General features: G+C 69.3%; 17 protein-coding genes. 4 read left to right on the top strand and 13 right to left on the bottom strand.

From position 1 onward, the window contains the following. Positions 1–366: ATP-binding protein (locus B2747_RS18690; RefSeq protein ID WP_291164612.1), on the bottom strand; the 366-nt coding region annotated here is incomplete at its 3' end. After that, positions 363–1,355 carry an IS21 family transposase gene (gene istA / locus B2747_RS18695; RefSeq protein ID WP_291164615.1) on the bottom strand — a complete coding sequence of 331 codons (993 nt, stop codon included), beginning with the start codon at positions 1,353–1,355 and terminating at the stop codon, positions 363–365. The genes B2747_RS18690 and istA, both read right to left, overlap by 4 nt. 131 nt (positions 1,356–1,486) lie before the next feature. Between istA and B2747_RS18700 the strand changes: the two genes are divergently transcribed. Then, positions 1,487–1,828: an AbrB/MazE/SpoVT family DNA-binding domain-containing protein gene (locus B2747_RS18700; RefSeq protein ID WP_291164618.1), complete on the top strand. Its 342-nt coding sequence runs from the start codon at positions 1,487–1,489 to the stop codon at positions 1,826–1,828. A gap of 69 nt (positions 1,829–1,897) precedes the next feature. Continuing rightward, complete coding sequence (locus B2747_RS18705; RefSeq protein WP_291164620.1) at positions 1,898–2,161, top strand: MbcA/ParS/Xre antitoxin family protein; 264 nt, start codon at positions 1,898–1,900, stop codon at positions 2,159–2,161. A 151-nt stretch (positions 2,162–2,312) separates the two neighbouring features. Here B2747_RS18705 and B2747_RS18710 read toward each other — a convergent pair whose 3' ends face one another. The 11 genes from B2747_RS18710 to B2747_RS18760 all read right to left on the bottom strand — a co-directional run bounded on the left by B2747_RS18710 (position 2,313) and on the right by B2747_RS18760 (position 15,685). Beyond that, positions 2,313–2,816 carry a DUF6328 family protein gene (locus B2747_RS18710; RefSeq protein ID WP_291164622.1) on the bottom strand — a complete coding sequence of 168 codons (504 nt, stop codon included), beginning with the start codon at positions 2,814–2,816 and terminating at the stop codon, positions 2,313–2,315. Positions 2,817–2,891: 75 nt separating this feature from the next. Further along, entirely contained in the window at positions 2,892–3,599 is a 708-nt protein-coding gene (locus B2747_RS18715; RefSeq protein ID WP_291164625.1) for a flagellar hook-basal body protein, read from the bottom strand. 114 nt (positions 3,600–3,713) lie between these two features. Continuing rightward, complete coding sequence (locus B2747_RS18720; protein ID WP_291164628.1) at positions 3,714–4,352, bottom strand: hypothetical protein; 639 nt, start codon at positions 4,350–4,352, stop codon at positions 3,714–3,716. After that, positions 4,349–7,129 carry a heavy metal translocating P-type ATPase gene (locus B2747_RS18725; protein ID WP_291164631.1) on the bottom strand — a complete coding sequence of 927 codons (2,781 nt, stop codon included), beginning with the start codon at positions 7,127–7,129 and terminating at the stop codon, positions 4,349–4,351. Before B2747_RS18725 ends, B2747_RS18720 begins: the two co-directional genes overlap by 4 nt. Positions 7,130–7,280: 151 nt before the next feature. Further along, positions 7,281–8,255, bottom strand: coding sequence for a HEAT repeat domain-containing protein (locus tag B2747_RS18730; RefSeq protein WP_291164634.1), 975 nt, complete (start codon positions 8,253–8,255; stop codon positions 7,281–7,283). An 86-nt stretch (positions 8,256–8,341) separates the two neighbouring features. Further along, positions 8,342–8,677 carry a heavy-metal-associated domain-containing protein gene (locus tag B2747_RS18735; RefSeq protein ID WP_291164637.1) on the bottom strand — a complete coding sequence of 112 codons (336 nt, stop codon included), beginning with the start codon at positions 8,675–8,677 and terminating at the stop codon, positions 8,342–8,344. Further along, a complete protein-coding gene (locus B2747_RS18740) occupies positions 8,670–9,590 on the bottom strand; it encodes a cation diffusion facilitator family transporter (protein WP_291164640.1) in 921 nt (306 codons plus the stop codon). The genes B2747_RS18735 and B2747_RS18740 overlap by 8 nt, the downstream gene beginning before the upstream one ends. Continuing rightward, complete coding sequence (locus B2747_RS18745; protein ID WP_291164643.1) at positions 9,587–9,928, bottom strand: P-II family nitrogen regulator; 342 nt, start codon at positions 9,926–9,928, stop codon at positions 9,587–9,589. The genes B2747_RS18740 and B2747_RS18745 overlap by 4 nt, the downstream gene beginning before the upstream one ends. Then, the gene (locus B2747_RS18750; protein ID WP_291164646.1) at positions 9,928–13,089 is read right to left on the bottom strand and encodes an efflux RND transporter permease subunit; all 3,162 of its coding nucleotides are present in this window, start codon (positions 13,087–13,089) and stop codon (positions 9,928–9,930) included. The genes B2747_RS18745 and B2747_RS18750 overlap by 1 nt, the downstream gene beginning before the upstream one ends. A 5-nt stretch (positions 13,090–13,094) precedes the next feature. Next, positions 13,095–14,363 carry an efflux RND transporter periplasmic adaptor subunit gene (locus B2747_RS18755; RefSeq protein WP_291164649.1) on the bottom strand — a complete coding sequence of 423 codons (1,269 nt, stop codon included), beginning with the start codon at positions 14,361–14,363 and terminating at the stop codon, positions 13,095–13,097. Further along, positions 14,360–15,685, bottom strand: coding sequence for a TolC family protein (locus B2747_RS18760; RefSeq protein ID WP_291164652.1), 1,326 nt, complete (start codon positions 15,683–15,685; stop codon positions 14,360–14,362). The genes B2747_RS18755 and B2747_RS18760 overlap by 4 nt, the downstream gene beginning before the upstream one ends. A gap of 1,208 nt (positions 15,686–16,893) precedes the next feature. Here B2747_RS18760 and B2747_RS18765 point away from each other — a divergent pair. Together B2747_RS18765 and B2747_RS18770 are read left to right on the top strand one after the other, a co-directional pair. Continuing rightward, a complete protein-coding gene (locus B2747_RS18765) occupies positions 16,894–17,325 on the top strand; it encodes an ArsR/SmtB family transcription factor (RefSeq protein ID WP_291164655.1) in 432 nt (143 codons plus the stop codon). Further along, a complete protein-coding gene (locus B2747_RS18770; protein ID WP_291164659.1) occupies positions 17,322–18,134 on the top strand; it encodes a cation diffusion facilitator family transporter in 813 nt (270 codons plus the stop codon). Before B2747_RS18765 ends, B2747_RS18770 begins: the two co-directional genes overlap by 4 nt. The last annotated feature ends 26 nt before the right edge of the window (positions 18,135–18,160 follow it).

Consider the following 18,160-nt stretch of genomic DNA (forward strand, 5'->3'; position numbering starts at 1 on the left):
GCTTCCCGAATACTTACAGTGCGTTTTGCCGACGCCGGGCGGCCCGAGGAAGACCACGTTTTCTTTGCGCTCAAGAAACTGCAGCGTGTGCAAACTCTCGAGCTGATCGCGTTTCACCGACGGCTGAAACGTGAAGTCAAAGTCGTCGAGCGTTTTGACACTCGGGAGGCGCGCACAGCGCATGGCCGTTTGCAGCCGCCGTTGATTCCGCAGCGCGATGTGGCTCCCCAGCAGCGCCTCCATCGCCGGGCCGGCGCTCAGCTCGCCCGCATCAATCCGCCGCAGAATGTCATCGACCGCTTCGAGCGCGCCCGGCATTTTGCAGTCGGCCAGCTGGGTGCGCAGCCGGTCACGCAGCGTGCTCATGACGCCTCCTCCGCGAGCAGCGCGCCGTAGTGCGCGAGCGCGCGCCGCTCCACCGCGACATGCGGTACGCTGCGCGTCGTGACCACGGCGTCGCGCGGGGGCACGAGGACGAGGGACCGATACGGCCGCAGCGCGAGCGGCTGCAGCGCCGCGGCTTCGTCGCGCTGGAACCGCTCGGTCGGCCGCTCGCCCGTCGTGCCGTGGATGCGCACATTGGCGACCTCCGCGAGCCACCGCGTGCACTGATAGGCGAGATCGGCATCGCCCAAAAACTCGCGGCCATACAGAAAGCTCGACCGCAGGTAACTGACGGGCCGCTCGACTTTCCCCTTCGTTTGTGCGCGGTACGGCTGGCACGCCCGAATGCGAAAGCTCCAGTGCGCGGCGAAGCGCCCGAACTCGGCGTTTTCCAGCAGCTTGCCGCCGTCGGGCCGCTGATCCTCGATGATCACGGCCTTGAGCTGATCAAACAGAATCTCGCGCGGCACGCCACCGAAGTCGGCGAAGGCGCGCTCGAGGCTCTGCATCACGGTCAGTGCCGTTTGGCGCGGCACGAACTCCACGTACAGCTTCCGCGAGTACCCCAAGACCACGAGCACCGCGTAGCGCTTGCCCCACGGCAATTTGACGTCGGCAAAATCAAACTGCGCTTGCAGCCCTGGCGCCGTCTCGAAGCGAATGATCGGCTCGGGCTCCGGGCGCGGCCGCACGCTGGCCACATAGTCCCGCAGCCGCGTCGCTCCGCCCTGATAGCCAGCCGCCCGACACTCGGCAAACAGGCGCTCGGCGGAGAGCGCCGGATACGCCGCTAAACGCTCGTGGATGAGCGGCTTGAACCGGTCCAACTTCTGCGGGCGCGGCACGGTCGTGCGTGTCGTCTCCGCCTCCACCACCCGCGTCAGCTGGCCGGTGGCAATCCAATGGTGGACCGTCCGGCGGCTCACCCCTAACTGCTCGGCAATGGCGCGTTTCCCGAGGCCCTGCTCCAACAAGTGCTGTAGTAACACGAGGGTATCCCTGCTGTACACCAGTCTCCTCCCCGACGGGAAGAGACCAAGGTCGCGTCGGCACGAGGCCCGCGGAGGGCCCCGCAGGAAAGCTCCCAGGTGTGCAATTCTTCTTGGTGATTCTGAGCAATTTCACATTGGTGATGACAGGGGTCCGCACCGCGCTCCCACTCAAGTCGGCGATGGTCACGGCGCCACTCAATGACCGCTGGCAGATCACGATCCCGCTCAGTGCGCGCGACGCGCTGGACCTGCAGCCGAGGGAACGTGTGGGATTCGTCGTCGACCGTGGCGTGCTGCGCGTCGTGAACGCCACGGCCTTGGAACGGATCGCGCTCGGCGCATGGGCCGGCGTGTTTGGCGTCGACTTCGAGGATTCCGTGGCGACCGAGCTGGCGTTCGACGACCGGCTTGCCGACCACGTGCAACGCCTGCTGGATCGCCGCGCCCTGTAGCGCCGGCGACGGACGGCGACCATGCGCTCCAGACGCGCTGCGCGCCCGACGCCGGGCGCTCGACATCACATGCGCTCGCGACGGCTGGCCTCGGGGACGGCGTGGATCTACGCCCTCCCCGAGGCGCGCGCTCTGATCGCGCGGGTCGAGCGCATCGTGCAGGAAAGCGGGAATGGGCAGCCCTTCGACGCGGTCGGTTGGCTCGCCGAGTGGCTCCGGCGCCCCGTCCCCGCGCTCGGCGGACGCGCCCCGCGTGCGATGATGGGGAGCGCGGAAGGCCGGGCTCACGTGTTTCGAGTCGTTGCACAGATGCAGTCGGGAGCCTACGGCTAGACCTGACCGTGTCCCGGCCCGCTCCGCCGCGCCGCGCCGCGCCGTCACGCCACTCGAAAGCTCGCCGTGTATGCCCACGCCGGCGCGCACCGGCCAAGGAGCCGGAATCCCGCGTGCTCCACGAGCTCGCACCGCGACCCGAAGTATGCGGTTAGAGGTCGCGTGCGGACGCACTATGCGCCACGTCGCGTCGGCGCACGAGTGGGATCATCCACCACAGCATGAAGATCGCGGCGGCAACTACCGCGCTGACCACGTCGGCCACGCGGGTACCGGCCACGTGGGTGAGTACGAAGTGCGTGGCGAGGACCAACGCGACCGAGAACGGGACCATGCCCGCCACCACCAGACGCGTCGATCCGCGCTTGAACCGGATGCGGTCGCTGAGCGGGGTCAAAATCCGGTGTTGCGCCGCCGGCGCACTGAAGAGCACGAGACTGACCAGCGCGCAGACGAAGAGCACGACGTAGAGGCGGCGGTGACCAGGCCCGACCCGCGCGAACCCTTCGCTGAAGGGGAGGACGATAAGGAACCCGGTGAGCACCTGCACGCCCTGCAGAAGCACGCGCAGCTCTTGTAGCAAATCCCCGAGATCGCCCGCGCCATCCCGGGCGGACTCGCGGTCCCTTTCCGCGGGCTCAGCGTTGCTGCTCACAGTCTCGGGCCGTGGGTTAGCATGTGCAAACACAACACACGCCACGGCTCATACTGACCCCCAGCGCCGTCTGGTTCACGTAGCCGGCTTCCCCAACTCCGTGGCTAAGCCCTCCACCGATTCCGCGATGGCGTCGACTTGGTGCAGCGCACCGTACGCGCGCTGGATCAGGACGAGCTCCACCAAGCCGTCGAGGATGTTCACATTGCTGGCCTCGAGTGCGCCTTGGCGGACGCCGGTCGCGTTGCGGTCGGGGAGTCGCGTCGCTGGCGGCACGAAGAGGCCACTCCCCTGGCGTTCGAGCACCACATCCCCCGGCGTGCGCTCTACACGAAGCCGGTCGACGATCCGCCCGTCCACACGCACCTGCCCAGCCCCGTCCACCCCAATGCTCCCGACGGGGGCACCCGAGGGAATGCGAATGCCGCCGCCCTCTCCGAGGAGCGCATTGCCATGCGCATCCACCACCGCCCCATCGGCGGTGAGCGAGAAGGACCCGCCCCGCGTGAGCCGCTCGCCCGCTGCGGTGTTGACCACGAAGAAGCCGGGCCCCTCAAGCGCCAAGTCGAGCGGACGACCCGTCGATTCCAGCGCGCCCGGCCGCAGGTCGGTCTGACTCTCTGCCACCGGCCCGGCATCGGCCGCCGCGCCCGCGAGCATCCGCGCGAAGACGTGCTCGCCCTTGAAGCCGGTCGTCGACGCGTTCGCCAAGTTGTTCGAGATGGCCTCCTGGCGACGCAAGATGACGCGTTTCGCAGCCGCGATCAGCTCATCGCCGCTCATGTGCGCTCCACAGACGGGATAAGTGTGCGCGCGCGTCCGCGCGCTCGGCCCACGGCGCGGCGCCGGCGCAGATCGTCCATCGTGCATGGGTGTGCATGTGGTCGAGCGCGCATGTCAGCGACCCTGGCGGCCGACGAAGGACCAGCGCTGTGTCGGGAAGGTCTTCCCGGTCCACGTCAGGCGCAGATGTGTGCGATCCGTCCCGCCGGTCGAGTCGAGCGTGACATAGCCGCATTCGCGATTGCGCCCTGGTTGCTGACTTACGCAGAGCACGGTGGTGCGCCCGGCCCGGCCCGGGTCCGCGGTCGACGTTCCTCCGGGCGCGTCCTCGATCCACCACCAGAGGCGTCCGCTGGACAGCGACCGCGGGCTCGCGGGGTTTCGCACACGCACCTCGACCCGATGCATAACCCCCTGGGCCCCCAGGGCCCACACTACCGAGTCCGGTGCAGTGCGGCCGGGCGCCAGCCGCTGTGGGGCGCTCCACTCCCCGATGAGCGTCGCCGGCCAGCGCCGCGTCGCGGCCTCGCTCCCCGCGCGTGGCCATCGCGTGCCGCATCCCGTTACGGCGACCGACGCGAGCACGGCGAGCATCGTCCAGCGCGCGGTCAGCGTGCGCGCGGTCAGCGTGCGCGCGGTCAGCGTGCGCGCGGTCACCGGGCGCGCGGTTACCGGGCGCGAGAACGGCGCTCGCGTGCGCCCCTGTCCCCGCCCTGCGCATGCCTGGGCACGCACGTCCCGTCGGCAGCTCATACCGGCCCCCGATAGCGCAGCAAGCGAAGCGCGTTCGCGATCACGATCAGTGTGCTGCCTTCGTGCGCGATGACGGCCGGGCCGATGCCCGCGACGCCGGTCACCGTCACGACGACGAGCCCCGCGATCACGCCGAGCGAGACGTACAGATTCTGGCGAATGACACGCCGCGCGGCCCGGGAGAGTCCGATGGCGAAGGGCAGGCGGCCAAGATCGTCCCCCATGAGCGCGACGTCGGCCGTCTCGAGCGCCGCGGCGGTTCCCGCGCCGCCCATCGCAATGCCCACGGTCGCATGCGCAAGCGCCGGTGCGTCGTTCACGCCGTCGCCCACCATGGCTACCGGCCCTTGGGCCGCGAGCTCGCGAATGGCCGTCACCTTGTCTTCGGGCAGCAGACCAGCGCGCACCTGGTCCACACCGACCGCCGTGCCCACCGCATTGCCGACACCCGCATTGTCGCCGGTCAGCATGATGATGCGCTGAATGCCGGCCGCGCGGAGCGCGACCAGCGTGTCGCGCGCATTCGCGCGCGGTTCGTCGGCGAGGCCCAACACGCCAAGGAATTCGGGCGTGTGACCGACGCGTCGAACGATCATCGTGCTGCGGCCCGCTTGCTCCAGGCGCGTGACCGCATCGCGCACGTCCTGCGGCACGACCACACCGGCGTCCTCGAACAGCAGCGCGCGGCCAATCTCCACCGGCGCGCCGCCCACCGGCGCGCGGACGCCGCGCGCCGTAATGGATTGCAGCTCGCCGGCATCGGGCAACGCGAGCTTGCGCGTCTCTGCCGCGCGCACAACGGCCTTTGCGAGCGGGTGCTGTGACCGCTGCTCCACCGCGGCCGCGTTGCCGAGGAGCAGCGTCTCATCGACGCCCGCCATCGGGACGATGTCCGTCACCGATGGTTCGCCGACGGTAATCGTGCCGGTCTTGTCGAGCGCCAGCGAGCGAATGGATCCCAGGGACTCGAGATACGCGCCGCCCTTGATCAACACGCCGTTGCGCGCAGCCTGCGCGATACCCGACAGCACCGCCGCGGGGGTGCCCAAGGCCAAGGCGCAGGGACTCGCGGCGACGAGGACGGCCATCGCCCGTGCGAACGCCTCAGGCCACGTGAGGAGCCCCAGGAGTGGCGGGACGACGATGAGGAGCACGTCGCCGATCAACACAACCGGCACAAAGATGCGAGCGAAGCGCTCGGTAAACTGCTGCGTCGGTGCCTTCTGCGTCTGCGCCTCAGACACGAGCTTGATGACCCGGTCGAGCGTGCGGTCGCCGATGGCGGCGGTCACGTCGATGACGAGTGCCCCTTCCCCGTTCACCGTGCCGGCGAAGACCGGATCGCCCGGCGCCTTATCGACCGGCACGCTCTCGCCCGTGATGGGCGCCTGGTTCACCCCGGAGCGGCCCTCGCGCACCGTCCCGTCGACGGGCACCCGTTCCGCGGGTTTCACCACGACCTGATCGCCCGGCTTCACGTCGGCAATCGGCAGCGTGACTTCGCGCTGCACCCCGTTCTCCTCACGCAGCACCGTCGCCTTGGAAGGCGCCAGCGTGCCGAGCGCCTTGATCGCGTTCCGTGCCCGGCCGAGCGCATAGTGCTCGAGCGCATGCCCAAGACTGAACAGGAAGAGCAGCAATGCGCCTTCGGCCCACTCCCCCAACGCCGCGGCGCCAGCCGCGGCCACGACCATCAGCAGGTCGATGTTGAAGTGGAACTTGCCGCGCCGCAGGTCGCGCAGAAAATGCCCGACGTTGTCGCGCGCGCCGAACACGTACGCCGCGATGAAGAGCGCCAGCGACACGCCGGGGGCGGCCGCCTGCGAGCGCTCGAGCAACCATCCGCCCAGCAGGAAGACGCCTGACGCCAGGCTCCATGCGAGCTCGCGGTTCCGCGCGTACCAGCCACGTGGGGCGCCGTCCGAGGCGGCATCCTCGCCGACATCCGCACCGTGATCGTCGTCCCCTCGGTCCTGTGTGAGCTCCGGGGCCGCGGTCGGCGCATCGCCGTTGGCCGAAGCCGCGCCGCTTGCCATCGGACGTGTACCAGCTGCCGCTGGCGTCGGTACGCTGCGCAGCGTCTCGTCCGCGACGGCATCGCGAGCGCCATTGCTGCCCGCTCGGTCACCGCCGTCGACGTCACGGGCGGTGGGCCCCGTCGACGCAGGCCGCGCCTGCGCCGACGCGGGCGCTCGCCCATCAGCGCTGGAGTTGCGCGCCGACACGCCTGGCAGCAACGCACTGAGGTCGGGCGCGGCGCCGGCCCCGCGCAGCTGCTCGCCAATCGCCGACGGGGTGGTTTGCCCGCGGTCGTATTCCACGCGCACCACCTGACCGGCCAAACTCACCGACACGTGCGTGATGCCGGGCGTGTCCGACAGCACTGATTCGATGCGTTGCGCGTCGTCTTCGCTAGTGATCGCGCGGATGGGCACGAGCAAGTGCGCAAACTGGCCGGTCACCTCCGCACCGGCGGCGCGGGCGAGCGCGGTCACCGCGTTCAGCGTAACCCGGGCGGGATCGTAGTGGAGGCACAGTACCGGCGTGTCCACCGTGCGCGGCTCGCGGCCCGTGGCTGTCCGGGTCGATGAGGATGACGAGGACGCACCCGCCACTATGACGGCGGAGGCGGTCTCCGGCTCTACGTCCCCGGGCAGCATGACGTGCACGCGCACCACGCCATCGCGCTGCCCCAGCAGCTGCGTCAGGCGGGCCACACACCGGTCGCGCGCGTCCGGCACGTCCGGCAGCAGCAGGGGAATATCAATGCGTGTCACGTGTTGCATGCGACGTCCTCGTGTCTCGTGGAAACGGTGATCCGTTGGGGGGTGGCAGACAGCAGGTGATCCAGCACGTGGCCAACCGCTTGACCGACCGCACGCGTGAACCCCGCAGTGCGTAGGGTTTGCTGGTTTGCGGCGCGAGCGCTCAACATCCGCGCGTCCTGGGTGGGAGCTGCGCGCAGCGCTCCGCGCGCGTCGGCTCGAGTGCGACCGGGTCCGTTCCTCCGCGGGCGTGGAAGCGTGTGAGCGCGTGCCGTGCCTCCTGCTGCACGAGCACATTCGTATCGCGGCTTGCCACGCGCAGCGCCGCATCAACCGCGGGCGCGTACGAGGCGGTGCGGGTCCCGAGGGCCTGCACCGCCGCCAAGCGGACCGCGGGCGCGGGGTCGGTCACGAGTGCGAGGAGGCTCGCCATCGCCGCGTTGCCCACCGCCGCGTCATTCGTGACGCGTCCCAGCGCGCCCGCCGCGAGGGCCCGAATCACAGGCGAGGAGTCACGCGCGGCCTGTGCGAACGCGGGCACCAGGCGCGGCGCCATCGCCAGCGCGAGCCCAGCGAGCGCGGCGGCCCGCGGCGCGTGCATCGTGTCGCGCGCCAAGCCCTCGAGCACGGCGTCGATCTCCTGCCGCGCGCCGGGGGCCTGCGTCCGCGCGAGCGTTTCGGTCAGCGCCTCGGTGAGTGTCGCTGCCACCGTCGCGCGAACCGTCGCGTCTGGATCCCGATGTAGCGGGAGGATCGCGCGCACCAGCGCGCGCCGAGCGGCGGTGTCCACCGCATTGCTCGCGAGCACCCCTAGCGCACGCACCGCCTGGATGCGCACGGCAGCATGCGACGAATCAGCGAGCATCGCGCCAAGTGCGCCTCCGGTCGCGGCCTTGACGCGGACGCCCGGTTGGGCAAGCGCCTGCGCGGCCGCGACGCGTACGGCATCGACGGTATCAGACAGCGCGGCGATCAGCGCCGTAGTTGGCGCCGTGAGCCGTGGGTTCAAGGACAGCACGGCCCCGAGGGCCCGCGCCGCCTGCTCGCGCTCGCGGGCGGGCGCGTCCCGAAGCTGGCCCGCCCATTCGGCGCTGGAGCGTCCGCCGTACCCGGGATCGGCTTGACACCCCTGCAGCACCGTCAGCACGAGCCCGAGCACCGGTGCCTGACCCCGCCGCCGCCACGAGACACGGGTCCCACCCGGTACGGCGGGCCGCGCGGATTTCACGGCGTCCTCCCGCCACCATTCACCTCGCCACCGCCCGCGGCAGGGCGGGATGCAGGTGCGTCTCCGCTCTCGGCACCGAGAGTGTACGCCGTGTGTTTCGGCTGCTTGACGCCGGCCGTCTGCAAGCGCGCGCGAAGCGCTTCGGGCGAGACCACGGCGAGATCATAGGTCACCTCCGCCACCGCCTGGGCTGCGGAGACGTGAATGGCGAGCACGCCCGCCATGCCATCCAGCGAGGCGCGAATCGCCGCCTCGGCGCCCTCGCCGGCAAGCCCGCGCAGCGGAAAATGCAGTTGCGCGGGATACTGCCGCGCGTCGTCGTGCTTATGCATGGGTGATCCACTCGAAGGCGTCGGGCGCCTCGACTTGCAGGGTGGTGTGGTGCACGTTGCACCGACGCACGCGCGCTTCGACGGCGCGAAGGAGTGCCGATGGATCGGCGCCGGCGGCGCACACGACATGCGCGCTCATGGCGTTGCTGCCGCTGGTGAGTGACCAGACGTGCAGGTCGTGCACGCCTTGCACGCCGGGCGTCTCGAGCACCGCCTGGCGCAAGGCGCCGACGTCGACATCCGTGGGCGTGCCCTCGAGCAGCACACCCACCGCTTCGCGCAGCAGCCGCCACGTGCGCGGCAGGATGAGCAAGCCAATCCCGGCCGAGACCAACGGATCGGCGTAGTACCACCCGGTCGTCATCATTATGAGGCCCGCGGCGATCACGCCGAGCGACGTCAGCATGTCGGAGAGCACCTCGAAGTACGCCCCTTTCATGTTGAGACTCTCGGACGCCGCAGGCCGAAGGAGCAGCATGCCGACCAAATTCACGACGAGGCCGATGCCCGCAACGACCAGCATGGTCCCGCTCTCGACCGCCGGCGGCTGGCGAAAGCGCTGGTACGCTTCGTACAGGATGTAGAGCGACACCACGATGAGCACCGACGCGTTCGCGAGCGCGGCCAGAATCTCGGCGCGGTAGTAGCCGTAGCTGCGCGACGGCGTCGGCGCGCGCTGCGCCAAGCGAATCGAATACAGCGCGAGCCCGACACCGGCGACATCGGTGAGCATGTGTCCCGCATCGGCGAGCAACGCGAGACTGCCCGTGAGGACACCGCCGATGACCTCTGCGACGAGGTAGGTGCCAGTGAGCAGGAAGACGATGCGCAGCCGGCCCGCGTTGCGGCCGGCGGGCGTTGCTGGCCCTGCTCCTGTGGCGTCCACTACCCCCGGAGGCACAGTCGTGCTCACAGGGCCTCGTCTCCGGCCGCCTCAGCGCCAGTCGCGATCTTGACGCCACGCGAGACGGGCAAGACGAAGATCTTGCCGTCGCCGCGCTGGCCGGTGCGCGCCGAGGTCCGGATCGCCTCGATCACGGCCGTGACGAGACTGTTGCGCACGACGACTTCGACGCGGGTCTTCTCGGCGGTCCCGTAGATCACCTCTGGGACCGGAGTGTCGTTCCGGCGGGCGCTGCCGAAGCCGCGCACTTCCGTGAAGGTGGCGCCCGTCACGCCCTCCACCTGATGGAGGGCGTGCACCACATCCTTCGCCATGAAGGACTGCACGTACGCGATGATCATCTGCATCAGGCACCCCCAAGCAACGGCGTGTGCGACGGATGGTGGCCGTCCGCGACGGGTGCGGACGCGCGGTCGTCCTCGGCCGCTTCCCGCGCGGCCTGCTTTCGCTCGAACAGCAGGTACAACAGCGGCAAGACGAGCAGCGTGAGCAGCGTGCTGGTCACGAGGCCACCGATGACGACCGTCGCCAAGGGCTGCTGCACCTCGGCGCCCGCGCCGGTCGAGATAGCCATCGGGATGAACCCGAGGCTCGCGACGAGCGCCGTCATCAACACGGGCCGGAGCCGCGTGACGCCGCCCTCGCGGATTGCCCGCTCGAGTGGATGGCCGTGCTGCCGGAGCTCGTTGATGTAGGAGACCATGACGACTCCGTTCAGCACGGCCACGCCGAACAACGCGATGAACCCCACGCCCGCTGAGATGCTGAACGGCATGCCGCGCAGCAGCAGGGCGATCACACCGCCCACCGTGGCCAGCGGAATGCCCGTGAACACGAGCGCGGCTTGCCGCAGCGAGTTGAAGGTCGCGAACAGCAGGAGGAAGATCAGCAGGAGCGACAGCGGCACGACCAGCATCAGGCGCTTGGACGCGCGCTCCAGGTTCTCGAACTGTCCGCCGAACTCCGGCCGGTAGCCGATGGGCAGTGTGATGGTGCCGTTCTCGAACAGCGTGCGGACCTCGGCGACGAATCCCCCGATGTCCCGGCCGCGCACATTGCCCTCGATGATCACCAGCCGCGAGCCGTTCTCGTGACTCAGCTCGGCCGGGCCGTCCACTTCGGCGACACGGGCCAGCGTGCCCAGGGGCACGCGCTGCCCGTCCGGCGCGCTCACCAGGATGGCGCTGATCGATTGCGGATCGCGCCGCACGCTTTCCGGGAACCGGACTGTGAGCGCGAACCGGCGCTGCCCTTCCAAGACGCGTGAGACCTGTGCGCCGCCGATGGCTTCGACGACCTGCATCACGTCCGACGCGTTGATGCCATAGCGGGCCAGCTGCTCTGGCAGCACCGTCACTTCGAGCTGCGGCAGGCCTTCGAGCTGCTGCGCCTTGAAGCCCGTGGCGCCCTCGATCTTGGAGACCGCGGCCACGACTTGGTTCGCGGCGTCACTCAGTTTGGCCAGGTCGTCGCCGTAGATCTTGATGGCGAGGTCGGAGCGCACGCCGGCGATGAGCTCATTGACGCGCAGCTCGATGGGCTGGCTGAAGCTGTAGACCAAGCCCGGGATCTTGTTCAGCGCGGTCGACATCGCGGTCTCGAGTTCGGCCTTCGACTCCGCGCGCGTCCATCCGTCCTGCGGCTTGAGCAGCACGAAGATGTCGCTGATGTTGACGCCCATCGGGTCGGTCGCAATCTCCGGGCGGCCCGTTTTGGCGACGACATCGGCCACCTCATCGGGGAACTCCGTGAGCAGCACCTTCTCGAGCTGCGTCGTTTGCCGCACCGACTCCTCGAGCGAGATGCTGGGCAGTCGGAGCACCTGCAGCGCGAAGGAGCCTTCGTCGAGACGCGGGATGAACTCGGAGCCGAGGAACGGGACCGCCGTCACGGCGGCCGCTACGGCGATGGCCGAGCCGATCAACACCTTGCGGGTGTTGGCGAGCGTCCACTCCAACGCGGGCACGTAGCGCGCCTTGGCCTTGCGCACGAGCCACACGTCCTTCTCTTCGATCTTCCCGCGCAGGAAGAGCGAGATGAGCACGGGCGTGAGGAGGAAGGTCAGGAGGAGCGAGCCGACCAGCGCGAAGACGACCGTGAGCGCCATCGGCTTGAACATCTTGCCTTCGACGCCTTCGAGCGTGAGGATCGGCAAGTAGACGACGATGATGATGCCGACCCCGAACAGAATCGGGCGGCCCACCTCGGCGCAGGCGTCGAGCACGGTCTGATAGAACCCTTCGCCGGGCTTGCGATGGCCCAGGCGGCGCATGCTGTTCTCGACCATCACCACCGAGCCGTCGACGACGAGCCCGAAGTCGATGGCGCCGAGGCTCATCAGGCTGCCCGCGATCCCGGCCTTCACCATGAGACTCACGGCGAACAGCATCGAGAGCGGAATCGCGAGCGCGACGATCAGCGCTGCGCGGAAGTTGCCGAGGAGGACGAACAGCACGACGACGACCAGCACGGCGCCTTCGACGAGGTTCTTCTCCACCGTCGCGATGGTGCGGTCGACGAGTTCCGTGCGGTCGTAGAACGCGCGCATCGTGACGCCCGCCGGCAGACTGCGGGCCGCGGTCGCAAAGCGTTCCTTCACGGCGTCGACGACCGTGCGCGCGTTGGAGCCCATGCGCATCATGACGATACCGGTGACGACCTCGCCGCGTCCGTCCTTCGTGACCGCGCCCTGCCGCAGCGTCGAGCCGATGACCACGTCCGCGATGTCGGTGACGCGCACCGGGGTGCCCTCGCGGCTCGTGATCACGATGTTGCGGATCTGATCGAGGTCTTGCACCTGCCCGACACCGCGAATGACCAGTTGCTCGGCGCCCTGGGTGATGTAGCCGCCGCCCGCGTTCTGGTTGTTTGCCGCGATGGCATCGAACACCTGCGGCAACGTGAGGTTGTACTGGATCAGGGCCTCGGGGCGCACCAGCACCTGGTACTGCTTCTCGAAGCCGCCGAACGCGTTGACCTCCGCCACGCCCGGCACGCCGCGCAGCTGCGGCGCGACGACCCAGTCCTGCAACGTGCGGAGCTCGGTCGGATCGAGACCCGTCGTGTCCTTGGCGTCGATGGTGTACTGGAAGACTTCACCCAGGCCCGTGGAGATCGGACCCATCTCGGGCGTGCCCAAGCCCTCCGGAATTTCCTCGCGGGCCTGCTGCAGCCGCTCCTGCACTTGCTGGCGCGCGAAGTAGAGGTCCGTCCCTTCGCGAAACACCACCGTGACTTGCGAGAGCCCGAACTTCGAGATGGAGCGCATCTCTTCGAGCTCAGGGAGGCCAAACATCGCGAGCTCGAGCGGGAGGGTGATCTGTCGCTCGACCTCGAGGGGCGAGAGCGCGGCCGCGTTAGTATTGACCTGCACCTGCACGTTCGTCACATCGGGGACGGCGTCGATGGGGAGCCGCATGGCGGACCACACGCCGACGCCGATCAAGAGCGCTGTCGCCGCGAGGACGAGCAGGCGCTGTTTGAGCACGAAACCAATGAGGGGTCGCATACCGGTCAGTGCCCGCCTTCGCCGATCTCGCTCTTGGCGAGTTCGGAACGCAGCGCGAACGCACCGGCAACGACGACGCGCGCACCGGCCGTGAGCCCCGAGAGAATCGTCACGCGGTTGTTGCCCACCGGCTCCCCGACCTGCACCGCGACCGTGCGAAACTCGCCGGGCTTGGTGCCCGGCACGAAGACGACAGACTTGCCCTCGACTTCCTGCACGGCGTCCTTCGAGACCACGACCACCGGCGCGCCGCCCTCCCCCACCTGGATGCTCGCGCTCGCGAACATGCCGGGCTTGAGCGCGCGGTCCCCGTTCGGGATCTCGACGCGCGCGGGCACGGTGCGGCTCTCCGGGTCGAGCGCGGCCCCGAGGTACACGATGCGGCCCGGGAACGTGCGCCCTGGATACGCGGTCACACTGACGCCGACCGACTGTCCCACGCGGACCCGAGCGAGGTCGCGCTCAAACACATTGAGCTCGATCCACACGCGCGAGAGGTCCGCCACCGTGAAGAGCGTGTCGGCGGGGCTGGCCATCTCGCCGATGCTCGCGTTGCGCGCGACGACGATGCCGGCGAACGGCGCCGTCAGCCCGAACTGCCCGCCACTGCCATGGCCCGCGCCGAGCGCGGCCAACTGCGCCTCCGCACTGCGGAGGGCTGCTTCCGTGCGCCGGAGCTCGGCTTCGGCATCGAGCAGTTCCTTGCGGCTCGAGATGCCTTGCGCCGCGAGGCGCTGCTCGCGGGCGAAGTTTTCCCGCGCGATGCCGCGCAGTTCCTCTGCCTCGCGCTCCTGCGCGCGGATCTGTCCCACCGTCGGGCTTTCCAGCAACGCCAGCGTCTGGCCGGCGCCGACCCGGGCGCCCAAGGGCACGCGGAGCGATACCACGCGCCCTTCGGTGCGCGCGCCGATATGGCTCACGCGGTTGGCGTCGTACGTGATGGTGCCGGTGACGGCGAGTCCGCTCGTGGTGATGGTGCTCGCGGTGTCGAGCCGGATGCCCGCCAGCCGGACGCCCGCGGTGTCGAGGACCACGACCTCGGAGGCCCCATGCTCGCCCTTCGCGGCGGTGCCGGACCCTGCGGCCGCCGTTGCCGCTGCGCTCTCGGCGTCAGCGGTAAACGCCGCGTCCTTGCCGCAGCCGGCGAGCGCGAGGATGAACGCGAGCGGGAGGCACTGCGTGAGGCGCGCGATAGCGGACGGGAGGACGCGTCGGCTCGGTAGGGCGTGGCGGTCGGTCAGGCGCCACCGGTGGGGCATGTGTGAGGGAATCATCGGGCAGGGTTGGCAGGGGAAGCGCCGTCATCCGTCGGCGGCGTGAGCGCGCCGGAGGCAGCGTCAAGGAGGGTCAGGGCTTCCTGGCGAGCGAACCACGCTTGCCAGTAGCCGAGTTCAGCGTCGAGGAGCTGATTGCGGAGCAACAACAGCGTTGGGAGCGCGATCTTGCCCGCGCGGAACGCGGCTTCGAGCAGGGCGCTGTTTGCGCGGGCCGGCTGCCGAACGGACGTCTCGAACACGGCGACTTCCGCGTTCGCGGCCGTCAGCGCGCGCACCGTGGTCGCGATGTCGGTGCGGACCTGCAGCCGGGCCGCGTCACGCAGGAAGAGCGCCTGGCGCGCTGCGGCGCGGCGTTGCGTGACGAGACCTTGCGAGCGATTAAAGAGCGGCAGACTGAGGCCGACGGCCGGGCCGATCCGCGTGCGATTCTCACCCGGGTTTCGCTCGGCCAACACACCGAAGCGTAGGTTCGGTAACGCCTCCCGACGCGACAAGGAGACTAGCGCTTCGGTCTCGCGAAGCGCCGTGACGGTCGCGGCTAGATCGGGACGCCGCGCGAGCGCCAATGCCGTGAGTGAATCGATGTCGGGCGCCGGCAGCGGGACCGGGGCAACCACCGGCGCGACGGAGCGTGTGGAGTCGGGCGGGGCGGATACGGCCGCCGTCGGGTCCTCGAGACGCAGCGACACTCCGGGGCCGATCCCAATGAGCCGCGCCAAGTCCAGCGACGCGGTGGTTGCATCGCGCTGGGCGGAGAGCACCCGCGCCTGGGCTCGGCCGAACTCAATTTCGGCGAGGTTGGCTTCCAGGATGCTTATCTCTCCCTCGCGAAGCTGGGTGCGAACCGCACCCAGTAAGCGCTCCGTGAGCTCCAAGACCTCGCGCGTTACCTGCAGTCGACGCTGCGCGGATAAGGCGCGGTAGAAGGCGATGCTGGCATCCGCGAGCGTCAGCCGCGTGGCGTTCGCCACGGTGGCCGTGGCGCGAGTGAGGCCGAACTGTGCCGCGTCGATCCGCAAGCCTCGCTGTCCGGCGACCTCGAGCTCCTGCATCACCATGAATTCGGACGCGTTGCGGCTTCCGCCGAACCCCGGCCCGGGCGCGACCGCGGAAAAGTCGGGATTGAAGCGGAGGAGCCGCGCCTGCTGGAGTCCGCCGCGCGCGATAGCCGTGTCCTGGCGGGATGCGAGCAGCGTTGGGTTCTGGGCGAGCGCCAAACGTCGCGCCGCGTTCACCGTAAGCGCGAGCGAATCGCCAGCCCCCGGAGAGACGGGGGAGACTTGCGAGGCGAGCGGTGAAGCGGCGGCCAACAGCGCCAACGCGCCAACGACACCGAGCCGTCGCGAGAAACGCCCTGTTCGGGAGGCCGCCGGGACCTGGTCGGGACGCAAGACGGAGAGCAGTGGCCGCGAAGCTCGCGGCGGACCACCTGTCGCCCACGCGCAGGCGCGGACCGGTGGCCAAGAGAACACACGCACAGAGGAACGCCTCGGGTAGTCGACCCCGGCGCGCGTGCGTCTCCCGCGCGCCGCCGCGCGGTCCCTTGAAGGGGTGGCCAGAGCGGCTGACGTCGAGCAGAGGCACTCACGCAAGCGCGTCACGAGAGCGTGGCGCGCGGATCGCGAGATCGAGATGTGGGGCGCCGAGGGAGGTTCCGCTCGGCGAGCACGACCACAGGCCGTTGCGCGTGCGCGACTCACGAGCCGAAGCGGCTCGGTTGCGGCACCGCCGGCCGAACCCTACGCGATAGGCGGCCGCAGATGGGGCTCGCGCTCGGCGTCCGCGGGCGGTAACGCCCGGTTGGCCAGCACGGCTACATGCTCCGGAGCTGCACGCTCCAATTCGACGCCGACGGCGGACAGGCCAATGTGGGCGTGGCCGCTGTGGCAGGTATGGAGGGAGTGCCCAGAGCTTGGGGGCGGAGTCTCTCCGTCACCGTGCGTGTGGAGATCCGCGACGGGCGCGTCCGCCGCACGCGCGCCGTCGCGAGCATGCGCGTCGACCGCACCGCTGTACCTCGTCTGCTCGCTGGCAGGCGCGTCTCCGTCATGCACGTCCGCGATCAGTGACTCGACCGAGAACAGGCCGAAGCACAGGGCGAGAACGAGGGCGAAGCAGCGACGAGCCATGAACGCGATGAGTCCCGTGGAGGAGCGATGTCAGTGGCGATGTGCGACGACACCCGAGCGGCTTACAGTAAGGAAGTGTGAATGATGACGGCCGCACGTCGCAAGGGGCGACCGTACTTTCCCCATCGTCTCCACCAGCAGACGCCTTGCAACTGCCGGAGCAACGTCCTACCTTAGCTGAACAGCTGTTCAGGTGTACCACCAATTTAGCGTCGTGGATGCGGTTGCCGCAAGGCTCGCGATGCTCCCGTCGCCGTGCCGCTACACGCGATCCACTTCACCGGCTTCCCAGCTAGCGCGCGATGACCCCACGCCTCGGACGTCCGACACCGCACTCGACTCGTCTCCCCAGGTCCGCCACGCTCGACGCGGCGGTTCTGCGGCCGCACGCGCTCGCGGTGACCGAGCCGACGGGTGCCCCTGCCGTGGGCGTCGGACCGTACGCTGACGAGGACCGCTGTGAGATTCGCTGCGTCGATCAGGCGAAGGTGGCTCGCGTGCGTGCCCTCGCGGCGCCGGCGGCGACGTTGGCCACGTTTGCCGAAACCTTCAAGGCGTTGGGTGACCCGACCCGGCTGCGCCTTCTGACCGCGCTCGCGCTCGAGGAGTTGTGCGTCTGCGACCTCGCGACGCTCGTCGACGTCTCTGAGTCGGCGGTATCCCACTCACTCCGGACGCTTCGCCAACTGAGGCTCGTGCGCTACCGGAAGGCTGGTAAGGTCGCGTACTACAGCCTCGATGATGAACACGTAGGACGGCTGATTTCCGAAGGGCTGATCCACGTGGGCGAATCACCTCGCGTTCCCGCCACTACAGCCGCGTCGCGATGAACGAGGCTGTTCCGTCGAGTGAGAAGTACCGTGTGGTCGGGATGGATTGCGCGGACGACGCGGCGAAGTTGGCAAAGGCGGTGCGCGCCGTGCCCGGGATAGAGACCGTGACGGTGTCGGTCGCCACAGGACTGCTCACGGTGACCACGTCGGGTCCCGAGGTCTTGCAGCATGCAGAGCAAGCGGCGGCGGCGGCGGGCTTTACGTTGCGACCAGCGACTACTCCGCCACAGATCAACCGCACATACCGGCGCGCCCTTTGGATCGTCGTGGTGCTGAACGTCGGGTACGGAATCGTCGAAGCGGTAGGCGGATTCGTCTCGGACTCTCAGGCACTGAAGGCCGACGCGCTGGACTTCCTTGGCGATGGCGTGATCAGCTTCGTCGGCTTGCTGGCACTCGCGTGGCCACTGCATCGCCGAGCCCGTGTCGCGCTTGCGCAGGGGCTGTTCCTTGGCGTCCTCGGCGTCGGCGTCGTTGGCAGCACCATCCATCGCGTGCTGGTGCAGCAGCAACCCGAGGCCGAGATGATGGGCATCCTCGGCGCCGTGGCGCTCGCTGTGAACGTCGCGGCGGCACTCGTGCTCATCCCGCACCGCACCGGCGACGCCAACGCACGAGCCATCTGGCTATTCTCGCGCAACGACGCCCTCGGCAATTTGGCGGTCCTTGTCGCCGCGGCGCTCGTCGCGTGGACTGCGTCGCCGTGGCCGGACTTGGTGGTTGCATTCGTTATCGCCGCGCTGTTCCTGCAATCCGCGTGGAGCATTGTACGGGATGCGCGAAGGGAACTGACCTTGGGACGTTGAGCCGAGCAGCGGATCGCACGCTCGAT

It is taken from the genome of Gemmatimonas sp. UBA7669, from assembly GCF_002483225.1.
In the GTDB taxonomy this organism is placed as follows: domain Bacteria; phylum Gemmatimonadota; class Gemmatimonadetes; order Gemmatimonadales; family Gemmatimonadaceae; genus Gemmatimonas.

Bases quoted from the DNA above. Each gene is read 5' to 3' on its own strand.
- B2747_RS18745 (WP_291164643.1), bottom strand. From the start codon at position 9,928: ATGCAGATGATCATCGCGTACGTGCAGTCCTTCATGGCGAAGGATGTG.
- B2747_RS18755 (WP_291164649.1), bottom strand. From the start codon at position 14,363: ATGATTCCCTCACACATGCCCCACCGGTGGCGCCTGACCGACCGCCAC.
- B2747_RS18720 (WP_291164628.1), bottom strand. From the start codon at position 4,352: ATGAGCTGCCGACGGGACGTGCGTGCCCAGGCATGCGCAGGGCGGGGA.
- B2747_RS18750 (WP_291164646.1), bottom strand. From the start codon at position 13,089: ATGCGACCCCTCATTGGTTTCGTGCTCAAACAGCGCCTGCTCGTCCTC.
- B2747_RS18735 (WP_291164637.1), bottom strand. From the start codon at position 8,677: ATGCATAAGCACGACGACGCGCGGCAGTATCCCGCGCAACTGCATTTT.
- B2747_RS18715 (WP_291164625.1), bottom strand. From the start codon at position 3,599: ATGAGCGGCGATGAGCTGATCGCGGCTGCGAAACGCGTCATCTTGCGT.
- B2747_RS18705 (WP_291164620.1), top strand. From the start codon at position 1,898: ATGCGCTCGCGACGGCTGGCCTCGGGGACGGCGTGGATCTACGCCCTC.
- B2747_RS18770 (WP_291164659.1), top strand. From the start codon at position 17,322: ATGAACGAGGCTGTTCCGTCGAGTGAGAAGTACCGTGTGGTCGGGATG.